The organism is Gelidimonas diazotrophica, from assembly GCF_055694025.1.
In genome coordinates this window covers 3,765,219-3,780,674 of record NZ_CM146349.1, presented here as the reverse complement: position 1 = coordinate 3,780,674, position 15,456 = coordinate 3,765,219, and the positions used below count along the sequence as shown (strand labels likewise).

13 protein-coding genes are annotated in these 15,456 nt (G+C 58.2%); 7 read left to right on the top strand and 6 right to left on the bottom strand.

The window, feature by feature from the left end:
• Positions 1–23 precede the first annotated feature (23 nt).
• The 7 genes from gcvP to KGFNPO_RS17470 all read left to right on the top strand — a co-directional run bounded on the left by gcvP (position 24) and on the right by KGFNPO_RS17470 (position 7,718).
• Positions 24–2,942 (top strand): aminomethyl-transferring glycine dehydrogenase, encoded by a 2,919-nt coding sequence (gene gcvP, locus KGFNPO_RS17500; RefSeq protein WP_472632495.1) that lies wholly within the window; start codon positions 24–26, stop codon positions 2,940–2,942.
• Between the two features lie 195 nt (positions 2,943–3,137).
• Complete coding sequence (locus tag KGFNPO_RS17495; RefSeq protein WP_472632494.1) at positions 3,138–3,707, top strand: GspH/FimT family pseudopilin; 570 nt, start codon at positions 3,138–3,140, stop codon at positions 3,705–3,707.
• A 21-nt stretch (positions 3,708–3,728) separates the two neighbouring features.
• Entirely contained in the window at positions 3,729–4,292 is a 564-nt protein-coding gene (pilV, locus tag KGFNPO_RS17490; protein ID WP_472632493.1) for a type IV pilus modification protein PilV, read from the top strand.
• Positions 4,289–5,305, top strand: coding sequence for a PilW family protein (locus KGFNPO_RS17485; protein WP_472632492.1), 1,017 nt, complete (start codon positions 4,289–4,291; stop codon positions 5,303–5,305). Before pilV ends, KGFNPO_RS17485 begins: the two co-directional genes overlap by 4 nt.
• 20 nt (positions 5,306–5,325) lie before the next feature.
• The gene (locus KGFNPO_RS17480; RefSeq protein ID WP_472632491.1) at positions 5,326–5,961 is read left to right on the top strand and encodes a pilus assembly PilX family protein; all 636 of its coding nucleotides are present in this window, start codon (positions 5,326–5,328) and stop codon (positions 5,959–5,961) included.
• Positions 5,958–7,190, top strand: coding sequence for a hypothetical protein (locus KGFNPO_RS17475; protein WP_472632490.1), 1,233 nt, complete (start codon positions 5,958–5,960; stop codon positions 7,188–7,190). Before KGFNPO_RS17480 ends, KGFNPO_RS17475 begins: the two co-directional genes overlap by 4 nt.
• A 39-nt stretch (positions 7,191–7,229) precedes the next feature.
• Positions 7,230–7,718 (top strand): type IV pilin protein, encoded by a 489-nt coding sequence (locus KGFNPO_RS17470; RefSeq protein ID WP_472632489.1) that lies wholly within the window; start codon positions 7,230–7,232, stop codon positions 7,716–7,718.
• A gap of 276 nt (positions 7,719–7,994) precedes the next feature.
• Here the strand turns inward: KGFNPO_RS17470 and gdhA are convergent, their stop codons facing one another.
• From gdhA to KGFNPO_RS17440, 6 genes are all read right to left on the bottom strand, one after another.
• Entirely contained in the window at positions 7,995–9,347 is a 1,353-nt protein-coding gene (gene gdhA / locus KGFNPO_RS17465; protein ID WP_472632488.1) for an NADP-specific glutamate dehydrogenase, read from the bottom strand.
• A gap of 215 nt (positions 9,348–9,562) precedes the next feature.
• Entirely contained in the window at positions 9,563–10,246 is a 684-nt protein-coding gene (locus KGFNPO_RS17460; RefSeq protein WP_472632487.1) for a GntR family transcriptional regulator, read from the bottom strand.
• Positions 10,243–11,220: a prolyl aminopeptidase gene (gene pip, locus KGFNPO_RS17455; protein WP_472632486.1), complete on the bottom strand. Its 978-nt coding sequence runs from the start codon at positions 11,218–11,220 to the stop codon at positions 10,243–10,245. The genes KGFNPO_RS17460 and pip overlap by 4 nt, the downstream gene beginning before the upstream one ends.
• 400 nt (positions 11,221–11,620) lie before the next feature.
• A complete protein-coding gene (locus tag KGFNPO_RS17450; RefSeq protein WP_472632485.1) occupies positions 11,621–12,754 on the bottom strand; it encodes a branched-chain amino acid ABC transporter substrate-binding protein in 1,134 nt (377 codons plus the stop codon).
• A 527-nt stretch (positions 12,755–13,281) separates the two neighbouring features.
• A complete protein-coding gene (locus KGFNPO_RS17445) occupies positions 13,282–14,220 on the bottom strand; it encodes a 4-hydroxyproline epimerase (RefSeq protein ID WP_472632484.1) in 939 nt (312 codons plus the stop codon).
• Positions 14,217–15,236 (bottom strand): D-2-hydroxyacid dehydrogenase family protein, encoded by a 1,020-nt coding sequence (locus tag KGFNPO_RS17440; RefSeq protein WP_472632483.1) that lies wholly within the window; start codon positions 15,234–15,236, stop codon positions 14,217–14,219. The genes KGFNPO_RS17445 and KGFNPO_RS17440 overlap by 4 nt, the downstream gene beginning before the upstream one ends.
• Positions 15,237–15,456: the final 220 nt, after the last annotated feature.

The following is a 15,456-nucleotide window of genomic DNA, read 5'->3' as shown; positions in this document are numbered from 1 at the left end:
TCTTTCCACAACAACTCCAGATCATGACCCGCGCCAGCCTGTCCCAACTTGAAGCACGCGACGCTTTCATCGCGCGCCATATCGGCCCGTCCGAATCTGAACAACAGGCGATGCTGACTGTCCTCGGCTACCCGAGCCGCAGCGCGCTGATCGACGCCATCGTGCCGCCCAACATCCGCCGCAAGGATGCGCTGCCGCTCGGCCAGTTCACCCAGCCGCTGCCGGAGCAGGCGGCTCTGGCCAAGCTAAAAGGTCTGGCTGCCAAGAATCGCGTCTTCAAGTCGATGATCGGTCAGGGCTATTACAACACTTACACGCCGGGCGTAATCCTGCGCAACCTGTTTGAAAATCCGGCCTGGTACACCGCTTACACGCCGTATCAGCCGGAAATATCCCAAGGCCGGTTGGAAGCAATTCTGAACTTCCAGCAAATGATCATCGACATGACCGGGATGGCGATTGCCAACGCGTCGATGCTGGACGAAGGCACTGCCAGCGCCGAAGCGATGACACTGATCCAGCGCGTCGGCAAGTCCCATTCGAACGTATTTTATGTGGCCGACGACGTGCTGCCGCAAACCCGCGAAATCATCGAAACCCGCGCCCGGCCCATCGGCATCGAAGTGCGCACCTGCAGCTTTGCGAGTGATACCAAGGACGGAATGGTCGACAGCGCGCTGCACAACGATTGTTTCGGCGTGCTGCTGCAATATCCGGGCGTGAATGGCGAAGTGCGCGATTACCGCGAGTACGTCAAAGCGATGCACGCCAAGGGCGCGCTGGTGATCGTCGCCGCCGATTTGCTGGCGCTGGCGCTGCTGACGCCGCCGGGCGAGTGGGGCGCAGATGTGGTGGTCGGCAATAGCCAGCGCTTCGGCGTGCCGCTCGGTTTCGGCGGCCCGCACGCCGGTTACCTGGCTACCCGCGAAGCATTCAAGCGCAGCATGCCGGGCCGTCTGGTCGGCGTGACGGTCGATGCGCAGGGCAATAACGCGTACCGGCTGGCACTGCAAACCCGCGAACAGCATATCCGGCGCGAGAAAGCCACTTCCAACATTTGCACCGCGCAAGTCTTGCTGGCGGTGATGGCGTCGATGTATGCGGTGTATCACGGCCCGCACGGCATCCGTCGCATTGCGCAGCGCGTGCACCGCATCACCGGCGTGCTGGCGACAGGCTTGCGCAGACTCGGTTACGGCATCGCCAACCAGGCCTTTTTCGACACGCTGACGGTACAAGTCAAGCTGGCCGACAAATTGCACGCGGCGGCCCAGGCGCAGGGCGTAAATTTGCGACGGATCGACGATCATCATGTCGGCATTGCGCTCGATGAAACCACCGAACGTGGCGACGTGCAATTGCTGTGGTCAATTTTTGCGCAGGAAGTGCCGGGACAGGCACAGGCGCTCGATTTCGACGCGATCGAAGCCACGGTCAGCGATGCGTTCCCGGCTGCGCTGGCGCGCCGCAGCGGCTTTCTGACGCATCCGGTCTTCAACCGCTATCACGCCGAACACGAAATGCTGCGCTACCTGCGCAGTCTGGCCGACAAGGATCTGGCGCTCGACCGCAGCATGATTCCGCTCGGTTCCTGCACCATGAAGCTCAACGCCACCAGCGAAATGCTGCCGGTCAGCTGGCCTGAATTCTCCAGCATCCATCCGTATGCGCCGACCGGCCAGACCATCGGCTACCGCGAAATGATCGACCAACTGGAAGAAATGTTGTGCGCGGCCACCGGTTACGCCGCCGTATCCTTGCAGCCGAACGCCGGCTCGCAAGGCGAATACACCGGCCTGCTGGTGATCCACGCGTATCACGCGTCGCGCGGCGAAGCGCATCGCAATGTCTGCCTGATTCCATCCTCGGCGCACGGCACCAATCCAGCCTCGGCCACGATGGCCGGAATGCAGGTGGTGGTGGTCGCCTGCGACGCCCGCGGCAATGTCGATCTGGCCGATCTGCAAGCCAAGGCCGAACTCCATAGCAACAACTTGGCGGCGGCGATGGTGACTTATCCGTCGACCCACGGCGTGTTCGAGGAAGGCGTGCAGCAATTGTGCGAAATCGTCCACGCGCACGGCGGCCAGGTCTATATCGACGGCGCCAACATGAATGCCTTGGTCGGCGTCGCCGCGCCGGGCCAGTTCGGCGGCGACGTCAGCCACCTGAATCTGCACAAGACTTTCTGCATTCCGCACGGCGGTGGCGGCCCCGGCGTCGGCCCGGTTGCGGTCGGCGCGCATCTGGCCCAATTCCTGCCGAATCTGCGCAGCGCCGGCTACCAGCGCGACGCTGCCGGCATCGGCGCAATTGCGGCGGCCCCGTTCGGCTCGGCCAGCATTTTGCCGATTTCGTGGATGTATATCGCGATGATGGGCGCGGCAGGATTGACCGCCGCCACCGAAGTGGCGATTCTGGCCGCCAATTACATTGCGCGCCGTCTGACGCCGCACTATCCGGTGCTGTATTCGGGCCACGACGGATTGGTAGCGCACGAATGCATCCTCGATCTGCGCCCGCTGACCGCCGCCACCGGCATCAGCAACGAAGACGTCGCCAAGCGCCTGATGGATTTCGGCTTCCACGCGCCGACCATGAGCTTCCCGGTGCCGGGCACGCTGATGATCGAGCCGACCGAAAGCGAATCGCAGGCCGAGATCGACCGCTTCATCGACGCGATGATCGCGATCCGGCAAGAAATCGCCAAGGTCGCCAGCGGCGAATTTGACCGCGCCGACAATCCGTTGAAACATGCGCCGCATACCGCGCAAGTGGTCTGCGCCGACGTCTGGGAACATGCGTACAACCGTGAAATTGCAGCTTATCCGGTGGCTGCGCTACGCCAGCAAAAATACTGGCCGACGGTGGGGCGCGCCGACAACGTCTATGGCGACCGCAAGCTGTTCTGCGGTTGCGTGCCGATTGGCGAGTACGAGTAAGAAACGCGCAAAACAACAACCGGCGGAAGTTCTTCCGCCATCCCCGCGAAAACGGGGAAATTCAAGAGTTTACTTTCGAAGTAATTTGGCCAGCAGGATGGGTACGGTAGAAGCCAACGCCACTAGTCAACTCAAAGTTGCCTTCTATCAACCATAGCCGCAAAAACCTCAGCGGTTCGCTTAAACTCTTGTGCTATGCACAAATCACACGGATTTACTTTGATCGAATTGATGGTTGTGGTGGCTATTGTCGCCATCCTCAGCGCGATTGCTGCCCCATCGCTCCAGCGGCTGATCCAGTCGACTACGATATCGAGCAACGTGAACACCTTTCTGGCCGACATGCGCTATGCGCGCAGTGAATCGATTCGGCGCGGCGGCGGGGTTGTCATGTGTCGCAGCAATTCTCCCGAAGCAGCCAATCCGACTTGCGGCAGCGGTTCCGGCCCAGGTCAAAATGGGTGGGTCAGCGGCTGGATTATTTTTCACGACTTGAACAACAATGGAGCAAAAACCGCAACCGAGCCACTGCTGCGGGTGCAGTCGCCCATCACCTCGATAAATTCCATTGTGGAAGCGGGCGGCGCATCATCCACCAAATTCCGCTTCACGGCCACCGGACGCTTTCTCAACTTAAATTCGGCCACAACGCTGACCTTTGGTGGCAACGACATGTTCGCCAACGAGGTTCAACGCACGGTATGCGTCAGCCTTGGCGGCCGCGCCCGAATTGCCGGCGACGGCTTCGCCGATTGCCCGAACTAATAACCCATGAAGCCATCGCCTATGAATCGTCACCATCAAGCCGGCGCCTCGCTAATCGAGGTGCTGGTCGCCCTGCTGTTGCTATCTTTCGGGATGCTGTCTCTCGCTGCAACGCTGTCTTTCGCCGTACAGATGCCCAAGTTATCGGGCTACCGTGCGACAGCCGTCAACCTGGCCTCCAATTATATTGAGCGCATGCGGGCCAATCCAGAAGGGTTCAACAACGGCCACTACAACAAAAGCAGTTACGACAATTCACAGACCAAACTCACAAAAAACCAGTCAAAAATCTGCGACTATCCTAACTGCAACCATGTCTCCCTGGCCACTATGGATCTTGAAGAGACGAAAGTCGCAGTGCGTGCGGAACTGCCTGCTGGCGATATTCTCATGTCGCGCGACGACAATATCAGCGGCATAACCAGCAGCAGCAACACCGTCGGCAACCTGTGGATTATCTGGCAAGAACCCGACACTTATGCGGCGATCGTCGATTCATCATCCTCTGACAATTGCCCTCCCGAAGTAACGAATACCGACACCAATCCCAAGCCGCGTTGCCTTTATGTGAGATTCAAAATATGACACGCCATCGGCTCTCGTCAGGCTCGCGATACCTTAAAGGATTTTCGTTGATCGAACTGATGATCTCCCTGACCATAGGGCTGATCATTACAGTCGCGGTTTTTTCCGCGTATATGGGCGCAGCGGGAGCCGGTAAAATGGCCGAAGCGCAGGGGCGCATGAACGAAGATGCCCAGGCGGCACTGACCATTCTGACCCAACAGCTACGGATGGCGGGTAACAACCCCGATCAGGCCAACCGTATCGACAATCTCGATCCCACACTTTCCAGTCGCCACAATCCAGTCTATGGCCCGACGGCATATTCTCCCGTCTACGGCTCGGAATCCTCTCTGACGGGGTCGTACCCAACCAGCGTCTACAGCATCCTTGGCTGTGACGGGCAGTTCAGTGACATCACCAAAACCTACCTCAACGACCTTACCTGCGTGCCCGATACCACCAAACCGGACTCCATTGCGGTCAGTTACGAAGCGGATACCTTCAATACCGTGCCCACCACCGGCGGTAAACCAACCGACTGCCTCGGGCAAAAATTGAATCCGATCGAGGTCACATTCCCGCCGGGTGCTACACCAGATACTTATTACGTGGCAGACAACCGGTTTTATGTCGACACATCCTCCTCCATACCCAGCCTGTATTGCAAAGGTAATGGCGGCAACACCCAACCACTGGTTGAAAATATCGAGGACATGCAGTTCACCTATGGCACAGTCAGGGCTTTAACCGAAGACGCTGCAGTCATCACAGCGCGGGTGGCCGGCTATTTGAGCGCTGAAAAAGTAATCACTCATCCCGACCTCGCAGCCTTGGGCGATCCCGCAAAGCAATGGGCAAAAGTCATAACGGTTCGCATCTGCGTGCTGGTGCGTAGCGAGGCTCCGGTTGTATCCGACGCAGCGTCAGCGCGTTACATCAAGTGTGACGGCACTCTGGAAACTGCCCCACCAGACCTGCGGCTGCGGCGCGCTTACTCCACCACAGTTGTATTGCGAAATCGGCGGATTTAGAAATTACTGAAAACCTTGCTATGAAAATACCAACCCAATCTGCACACCGAAGGGGCTTGCCACGCTCTCGTTTGCTGCAAACCCAGCGCGGCGTGGTGCTGATCATTGCACTGATCTTGTTGGTCGTGATCTCGCTGCTGGCTGTCGCCAGTATCCGCAATGCCGGTTCCACAGCAAGTGTGGCAGGCAATGTGCGAACCACTGAGTTGGCTACCCAGGCCGCTGAAATTGCTTTGCGTCATTGCGAATCTTCTGTTTTAGATGTCTTGACAGTTGCCAGTGGCAACCCGTCTACCTATGCAACCACTTTTATTGAATCTAATATTTTGCCGACGAGTACCCCTCCGAAATGGCAAGACGCGGCGGACAATTGGGATATCGCCGCCACTCCGGCTTTCGTGCTCCCATTGAATCTGGTCAACCAGGCCGGGATGACCGACAAAACCTACAAGCGGCCGCCCGAGTGCATGGTCGAGCTCTCGGACCTTGCTCCTGCCGGTGCTCCCGGTACTGGCAGTAAAACTTTCTACTATGTAGTCACCGCCCGCGGGTTTGGCCCTGAAGTAGAGGAAGCTGATGCGAGCCGCAGCCGCCCCGTTGGCAGCGAAGTCTGGCTCCAATCCCACATTTCAATACTAGATGAGAATCCCTCATGATTAACCGCTTCCGCGCCACCTTGTCCATCATCCGATTCGGCCATCGGAAACCATGGCGGCTACTGTGCCTGGGATTTTGTTGTTACACATCGTCATGGGGCGCCGATGCGCGTCGATGGATGTTTCGGCTTGCTGCGCTGCCGCTGCTGCTGGCCTGGCTACCGGCGCAGGCGGCGGAAAACTACAACTTTCCAAACAATCTGCCCCCAGGCTGCAGCGGCAACAGCGGCACCTACACTTGCGGTGCACTATCGCTCGCCGCCGGCGACACGATCACCATCACATCACCGGCCACAATCACCATCAAAGGCGATTTCACAACTGGCGCCGGCAGCAAAATCAATGAAGGGGGCTCTGCTTCCAACCTGACCCTTATGGTTAGCGGGAAAACCTATTTGGGCACAGGCACCTTTCTGACCGCAAACTTGACCGGCGGCGGCACCGTCACCACCGATGTTAACAGCGACATCGTAGGCAATATCACTACTATCGCCGGCGTCGTCAACATCGGCAATAACAACACAGTCGTCGGCAAGATCAAAACCGACTCCGCCGCCATCAACGTCGGTAATCACAGCACCGTCACCGGCGCGATCACCACCACGATCGCTGGCGTGGTCACCATCGGCACTAACAGCATAGTCGTCGGCAATATCAAAACTGCCTCCGGCGCCGTCAACGTCGGTGATAGCAGCACGGTCGATGGCTCGATCATCACCAGTATCGCCGGCGCTATCACACTGGGAAATCACGTAAAAGTCACGGGCGATGTCGCCACCACCTACCACGGCAGTGCAGTCGGCGCCGGCGCCATCACTATTGGCTCTAATAGCGAGGTCGGCGGCGATGTCACCACCAAAGACGGCGCCATTACCGTAGGAAATTCCACAGAGGTCGGCGGCGGTCTCGGCACCGACGCAGGTGCCATCACAGTGGAGAATCACGCAAAGATCAAGGATTCGGTTTGCACCGGTAAAGCCGGCGCCATCACAGTGGGAAGTAACACAGATGTCGGCGGCAATCTCGTAACCAACGCCGGCGCCATCAGCGTCGGTAGTGCGAGTAACGTCGACGGCGCACTCATCTTCAATGGCGCCGGAGCTAGGACAGTGGCGCCTAGTGCAACTGTCGGCGACACTCCGAATAGCTCGGAGTGTCCTAAGGGCCCGCCCCCATTAGTAACCCTCAAAATCATATCGCGCCAGTGGCGTCAACTTTTCATGCGCTAGCATGAAATATCAGTAAGCATTCAATCAGGAGTACGCCGCATGCGTTGTTATTTCACCGCCCACAAACCATCAGCCCGGAGCTTCGGGTTCACGTTGATCGAACTCATGGTCACGGTGGCAATTGTGGCAATTTTGGCCAGCATAGCCCTGCCTGCCTATACCAGCTACGTAGCGAGAGCAAAGCGGGCGGATGCCCGAACCCAGCTGCTGCAGGTAGCCCAATTCATGCAGCGTTTTTATGCCGCCAATGACACCTTTACCAAAGATCGCGCCGACCACGATGTGATCGACCAAATTCCCGGGAGCCTGAAGCAGTCGCCCGCAGACAGCACCGCAATCTATAACCTTTCCATTCCAACTGCTACGCTAACTTCTGCCAGCTATGTTCTGCGCATGGTTCCCGTTGCCGGAGGATCGATGATCAATGACTCTTGTGGAACCTTTACCCTGACGTCAACCGGCGTGCGCGGAGTCTTGGTCGGCGGCACTGCCGGCGGCTCGACCCTGCGCGACACCTGCTGGAAGTAACGCGAGTCATCGGGTTGCGTCGCATTAACCAGTGAAAAGTAAATTCGGCAGCAGCAAAGCACATCGCCCTTGACGGGCAGGCCGGCTGAACAGCCCCCTTACTCTGAATAAACATAGGAGTATGGGCAATAACCCAGTACTTCGCGCAATAAAAACATGCGGCATTCATAAATACAGTGCGTTGTATGTATTTCATCCACGGACCGCCGTACAGGCGAAAACGCCCGCAATCGATGACCGGTTGCGGGCGTTTTTGATGCGGAAATCGTGCAGCGCTTACACCACGCCCTGATCGATCATCGCGTCGGCCACTTTGCGGAAACCGGCGATATTCGCGCCCAGCACCAGGTTGCCGTTCTGGCCGAACTCGGCCGCGGTGGTGCTGACGGTCTGGTAGATATTGTTCATGATGGCGTGCAGGCGGCTGTCGACTTCTTCGAAAGTCCATTGCTGCATGCTGGCGTTTTGCGCCATTTCCAGCTGGCTGGTGGCGACGCCGCCGGCGTTGGCGGCCTTGCCCGGACCGTAGCTGATGCCAGCGGCCAGGAACTTGTCGATTGCGCCCTGGGTCGATGGCATGTTGGCCCCTTCCGATACGCAGCGGCAACCGTTTTTCAGCAGCGCTACCGCATCGGCTTCATTCAGCTCGTTTTGGGTGGCGCTGGGGAAGGCGGCGTCGCAAGGCACCGACCAGAGCGGATTGCGGCCGGCTGGATAGTCCGATGCGGCAGTGTAGCGGGCCTCGGGGTGATGTTCGGCATAGGCGGCCAGCGAAACTCCTTCGACTTCCTTGAGTTGCTTCAGGGTTTCCAGGTTGATGCCTTGCGGATGATGGATCATGCCGCGCGAGTCGCTCACGGTGACCGGTGTGGCGCCGACCTGATACAGCTTTTCGACTGTGTAAATGGCGACGTTGCCGGAACCTGACACCAGGCAGGTTTTGCCTTCGAGCGTCTGGCCGATTGCTGCCAGCATGTTTTGGGCGAAATACACGGAGCCGTAGCCGGTTGCTTCCTTGCGCGCCAGCGAACCGCCCCAGCTGATTTTCTTGCCGGTAAACACGCCGTCGTAGCGGCCGGTCAAGCGTTTGTACTGACCGAACATGTAGCCGATTTCGCGTGCGCCAACGCCGATGTCGCCGGCCGGAATGTCGGTGGTGGGGCCGATATGGCGGTACAACTCGTTCATGAACGACTGGCAAAAGCGCATCACTTCATTATCCGACTTGCCCTTCGGGTCGAAGTCGCTGCCGCCCTTGGCGCCGCCGATGGACAAGCCGGTCAGCGCATTCTTGAAAACCTGCTCGAAACCGAGAAACTTGATGATCCCCGCATACACGCTCGGGTGCAGGCGAATGCCGCCCTTGTACGGCCCCAGCGCCGAATTGAATTCGATCCGGTAACCCTTGTTGACCTGTACCTGGCCCAGGTCATCGATCCACGCGACGCGGAACATGATCTGGCGCTCCGGTTCGACGATACGATCGATGATGTTGTGCTTTTTGTATCTGGAATCCTTGTCCAGCAATGGCCGCAGCGACATCAGGACTTCTTCGACTGCTTGGTAATATTCGATTTCGGCGGGGCCGGTGCGCTTTAATTTTGCGATGGTGTCTGCTACGTAGGGCAAGATAATTCTCCAATAGTGAGTAGGAAAGAATGCTTCACATGTGACTCCGGTGCATGTGTCTGCCCGCGGTCAGCCTGATAAGCTGGCCGCGGCCACCCCCTTCATGATGGGATAGCGCAAGACTGCCGGGGGCTTCGTTCTAAAATTTTACGGTAGTGCCGCCGCATATACCTAGCGCTAATTCTGGCCGGCAAGCGAACACAGGAGTGCCGCCATCATTTATCGATAACCTTGCGCGCAAACGAATCCAGGTAATCCATCAAGGCTTCAGCGCCGCTGACTGCGGCATCGGGGTCGCCGTTGGCGATTGCGGTGGCCAGCATCATGTGGCATTGGGCGTCGGCCTCGATATCGCCCTCGTGCTGAAACGCGTACCAGAAGCGGCGGCACTGCATCACTTGCGGGATGACGGCAGTAACGGCGGATGGATTGCGGCAGGCCTGGTGACTGACAGTGTCGAGCGCCTGATCGGCCTGCATATAGGTTTTCAAGTCGTTCTTTTTGGCGGCGGCGACCATTTTCCTGGCGTGCGTCAGGATATCCTTGCGCTGCTGCGGCGTGGCGCGGCGTGCTGCGCTGGCGGCGATCAGGCGCTCCAGCACGCGGCGGGTTTCGATCAAGGTCAAATGCGCGGCCAGTTCGATGTCGCTGACGATCAGGCCGCGCCGCGGCAACTGGACAATCAAGCCGTTGGCCGACATCCGCATCAGCGCTTCGCGCAGCGGCGTGCGTCCCAGGCCGGTCGCATCCACCAGTTCGGCTTCGACAATCGGCATCCCCGGCTTGAGCTGCAGGGTGACGATCATGCTTTCCAGCACGTTGTAGGCGATATCGGCCGCGCGCTGCTTGGTCCCGACGGGTTTATTCGCTGAAACTGCGGCTGAATCTGTTGCTGTCATTGTTTATCAAAACCGCGCTGCCGCTTGAACTGCTCGGTGGCAGCAACCAGCGCACTGGCAATGCCCGGTTCAAATGCTGCGTGACCGGCATCCTCGATCATGTTGATGTGCGCTTGCGGCCACGCCTGGTGCAAACGGTACGCCGACAACGGCGGGCATACCACGTCGTAGCGGCCCTGGATAATGATGGCCGGCAGGTGCCGGATGCGCCCGACGTTGCGGATCAACTGGTCGTCCGTCAGAAAGGCGTCATTAAGGAAATAGTGCGCTTCCAGCCGTCCTACACCGATGCCGACTGCTTCCGAGCCGAACTCTTCGGCGACTTCCGGATGCGGCAACAGATGCAGGCAACTGCCTTCATAACGGCCCCAACTGCGCGCCGCTTCCGAGTACACGACCGGGTCGTCGCAGAACAGGCGCTTCTCAAAAGCCTGCAGCAAATCGCCACGCTCGGATTCGGGAATCTGCGCGACGAACTGCGCATGCGCTTGCGGAAAAAACCATTTGACGCCGTTCAGGAACCAGTCGATTTCAGGCCTGGTGCACAGGAAAATGCCGCGCAACACGAAGCCGGTGCAGCATTCCGGATGGGCTTCGCCATAGGCCAGCGCCAGCGTCGAACCCCAGGAGCCGCCGAACACCAGCCATTGTTCAATTTCCAGCATCTGTCGCAGGCGTTCGATATCGGCGATCAGCAGCTGGGTCGTGTTGTTGCGGTATTCGCCCAACGGAGTCGATTTGCCTGCGCCGCGCTGGTCGAACAGCACGATGCGGTAATGTGCGGGATCGAAGAACTGGCGATGCTTGGGCGACAAGCCGGCGCCCGGCCCACCGTGCAGGAACAGCACCGGCACCCCGTCGGGATTGCCGCATTCTTCCCAGTACAAAGTATGCAATGCATCCACCGCCAGCATGCCGCTGCGGTAGGGTTCGATCGGTGGATAGAGCGCGGGGAGAGTGCTTGATTCAGTCATGGAAGAGTGCCTCGTAAATAGGCCGGCAGCAGACGCTGCCGGCGAGATTACATATCAAATTGCGCCAGCGAAAAGAATGGGGAGCGGTTCAGCCCGCTATGGATAACTCCCTCTCCCACTTGTGGGAGAGGGCTGGGGAGAGGTTACTCGCAATGACCAAAGCGGGCCAACCAAGGCGCAATTTCGATTGCATTGCCACATAATGCGGCCGAAACATTTGCCAAGGCCCTCTCCCTAACCCTCTCCCGCAAGCGAATCGCATGGCGATTCGGGCACCAGGAAAAGTCATGCCGGGCGAGGGGACGCAAACAGTCCTCACCTGGCAAGCTGCATAGTTACAAAAAATGGAGCAATTCGCATCGCTCCATTTTTCATTTCAGACAATTAAAGCGAGATTGGATTAATAACTGGCCAGAGCAACCGGCGCGCCATTCTTGAAGGAAAACACGGTGACCGGAGCCTGTTTCATATTCCCTTTTTCGTCATACGAATAGGTGCCGGCAACGCCTTTGTAGCTGGATTTGTACATCTCTGCGCCGACTTTGACCGGATCTACCGAGTTGGATTTTTGCATCGCCTGGGCTATGAACATGGTCTGGTCATAAAACGAAGCGGCATAGACATCGGCGTCGCGGTTAAAGCGTTTCTTGTATTTGGCCTTGAATGCCGGGCCATCCGCGACTTTACCCAGAATCGCTCCGCCTTGCGCGCAGAGCACGACATCGTTTACTGCATCGCCGCCAAGTTTCCCCATCTCCGGGCTGCACAGCGTATCGCCGCCCAGCAATTTCGCCTTGAGCCCAAGCTGCTTCATCTGGCGCGCCATCGGAGCGCCTTGCGGGGCATAGCCGCCGAAGAAGATCACATCGGCGTTCTTGGCTTTCATGTTGGTCAGGATGGTGGCGAAGTCGGTCGCCTTGTCGGTGGTGTACTCCTGCCCGACTACTTTGAGGCCCGATTTCTTCGCTTCCTTGATGAATTCCTGAGACAAACCCTGGCCGAACGCGGTGCGATCATCGATCACGCCAACGGTCTTGACCTTGAGTATTTTGGCAGCATAGACCGCCATGCTGGAGCCGATTTGAGAATCGCTGGCGACGATGCGAAACAGGTTCTTGTAGCCGCCCTCGGTGACTTTGGGATTGGTGCCCACCGTCGACATCATCACGCCAGCCTCGTTATAAATGCGCGATGCTGGAATGGCGACGCCGGAACAATACGGGCCGAGCACAAACTTGGCGCCGCCATCGACCAGCTTCTGGGCCGCGTTGACGCCGGATTTGGGGTCGCACTGGTCGTCTTCGGATTGCAGTTCGAATTTGATCTGCTTGCCGCCTATCGTCAATTTTCTGGCGTTCAATTCTTCCACCGCCAGGCGCACCCCGTTTTCATCGTCCTTGCCGGCAAAAGCATTGGCGCCCGAGAGCGGACCGGTGTGGCCGATCTTGACCACTTGCTGCTGGGCGAAAGCGCTGCCGGCCAAAGCCAAAGCAATCGCGCCTGCGATTGGAATCATTTTTAGTTTGAATTGCATATTGTCATCCTCTTGAGAATTGAACAGCGGTAAATTAAATTGAATAGCAGCGAATTGAACAGCAGTGATTAAGTGATACGCAATTGACCTGCCATACGCTACGGTCTGCGCCGTCTCTGGTTCCAGATGCAAAACTGATGCATGCATGCGCAGTTATACCCGATGCACTGCACGCCATCAACCGGCACTGCAATGCGCCTGGAATGCGCATCAAATTGCGATGCCCGGCTTTTCTGAAAAGCGAGAATACCATTCGGCTAATATATTTACAATATATCCAATCGATGTTGCGAAGGCCCGTAATCGGGCCATGCCGGCGCCGCGAAAGCGGCCGGAAACAGGCCGCGAAATGATGTAAATAGTGCCGGCCTGCGCGCCGGCACTATTTAAAATTCAACATACTGAATCAGGTATATTTACTTACCGCAATGAATACATGCGGCAATTGCCCTATTTTTAAAATTTACACAGGAGTATCTTGAGCGCGTTCTTTTTGACGAATATACGAGCCACGCGCAAACCTGCCGTCAAACCCGAATGCCCCAGACCAAAGGATCGCTTTCATCCAGCAGCAAAGTGGCTTCGGCATTCACATAAGCGCGGCCCCGAATGCTGGGCCGGATCTGCCCGTCTTCGATCCGGTAAGACGCTTCAAACACGCTGCCGATGATGCTTTCCTGACGCCAGATTGCGCCTTCCGCCAATGCGCGGTCTGCCGCCAGACAGGCGACTTTGGCGCTGGTGCCGGTGCCGCACGGCGAGCGGTCGTAGGCTTTGCCCGGGCATAGCACGAAGTTGCGGCTGTCGATGCCGGCAGTGGCGGAGGGCGCGAATAATTCGATATGGTCGATTGCCGCGCCGTCGCTGCTGGTGACGCCTTCGCGCTCCAGCGCCTGACGCACCCGCCAGGCAAAATCGGTCAGGGCTTCGATATTCTGCAGCGTCAGTTGCAAGCCGTGCTCGCCGACCAGGAAAAACCAGTTGCCGCCCCAGGCCACGTCGCCATAAACGCGGCCGTATCCTTCCACCTCGATGGCAAGCGCTTTCCGGGCCCGATACGCGGGCACGTTATGAACGGTGACGCTGCCGTCGGCGTGCAATTCTGTTTCGACGACGCCGACCGGCGTTTCGATCCGGTGGCGGCCAGGCTGAATCCGCCCCAGATGCGCCAGCGACACGATGAAGCCGATCATGCCGTGACCGCACATGCCCAGATAGCCGACGTTATTGAAGAAGATCACGCCCGCCGCGCAACTGCTGTCGTGCGGCGCGCAGAATAATGCACCCACCATCACGTCCGAGCCGCGCGGTTCGCACACCACGGCCGAGCGCAACTGGTCATGACTGCGCTGGAAGCGCGCCAAACGTTCGAATAAGGGGCCGACACCCAGGTCGGGGCCGCCGGCCAGCACCAGACGGGTAGGTTCGCCGCCGGTGTGGGAGTCGATTATGGATATTTTTTTCATGGAGTTCTGTGTGATTCAAATGAATTTTGCAGGATCAGCGCTTGCGGATTGATGAGGTTGTTCGGCTTGCCCTGGGCGAAATCGGCCAGATTCTGAAACGCGGCGCGGAAGTACAACTCATAACTGTTCTGTTCGACATAACCGAGATGCGGCGTGGCCAGTACGTTTTCCATTCGCAGCAACGGCGAGTCGGGCGGCAGCGGCTCGCTTTCAAATACATCCAGTGCAGCCGCGCCGGGCCGCCCCGCCTGCAGGGCTGCCAGCAACGCACCGGGCGCGACCAGTTCGGCGCGGCTGGTGTTGACGAATAGGGCGTCGGGCTGCATCAGCGCCAGATCGGCTTCGGAAACACAGGCTACGGTTGCATCATTCAAGCGCAGATGCAGGCTGATGACGTCGGAGGAGGCGAAAAAGGCTTCTTTTGATTCGGCCGCCAGATAGCCGTCCTGGACGGCGCCGAGGCGGCTGGCGGCACGGCCCCAAATTTGCACCGTCATGCCGAATGCCTTGCCATAGGCCGCGATCCGACGCCCGATTTTGCCATAGCCCCAAATACCCAGAGTCTGCCCCTGCAGCAACATGCCGAGCCGATTGTATTGCGGCGTTAGCGCTGCGGTCTGCCATCTGCCGGCTTTCAGATGGGATGCGTATTGGGGAATCTTGCGGCGTGCCGCCATGATCAAAGCCCACGTCAGTTCAGCCGGCGCACTCGGATCGCCCACGCCTTCCGCGATGACAATGCCGCACGCGGTGGCGGCGGCGACATCGATATGGCCGCTGACTTTTCCAGTTTGCGAGATCAGCTTCAGGTTCGGCAGCCGGGCCAGCAACGCTTGGTTGAATCCAGTACGTTCTCGAATCAATACCAGCGCGTCGAAAGGCGCCAGACGCGCCGCCAGTTGTCCGGCGCCGCGCGCACTATTGTTGAATACCTTGACCTCATGGCCGGCTAGCAATGCGAAGCAATCGAGCTTGCGTACACAATCCTGGTAATCATCGAGGATGGCAATTTTCATCAAATTTCGCCTTTTAAACGGGGTTTTTGCAGCGTTTTACGTTTTATGGAAAATCACAAACAAGCCGCACCATTGCTCTTTTACACTTCGTGAGCGCCGTTGGCCCCTATGTAACATTTATAATATTTCACGGGTTCGAAGGCCGTACCAACGGCCTTCCTCGCACCGGCGTCAGTGCGCGTTTTGGCTTCAACTGATCCAGCGCAAGCATCAAGCTGAC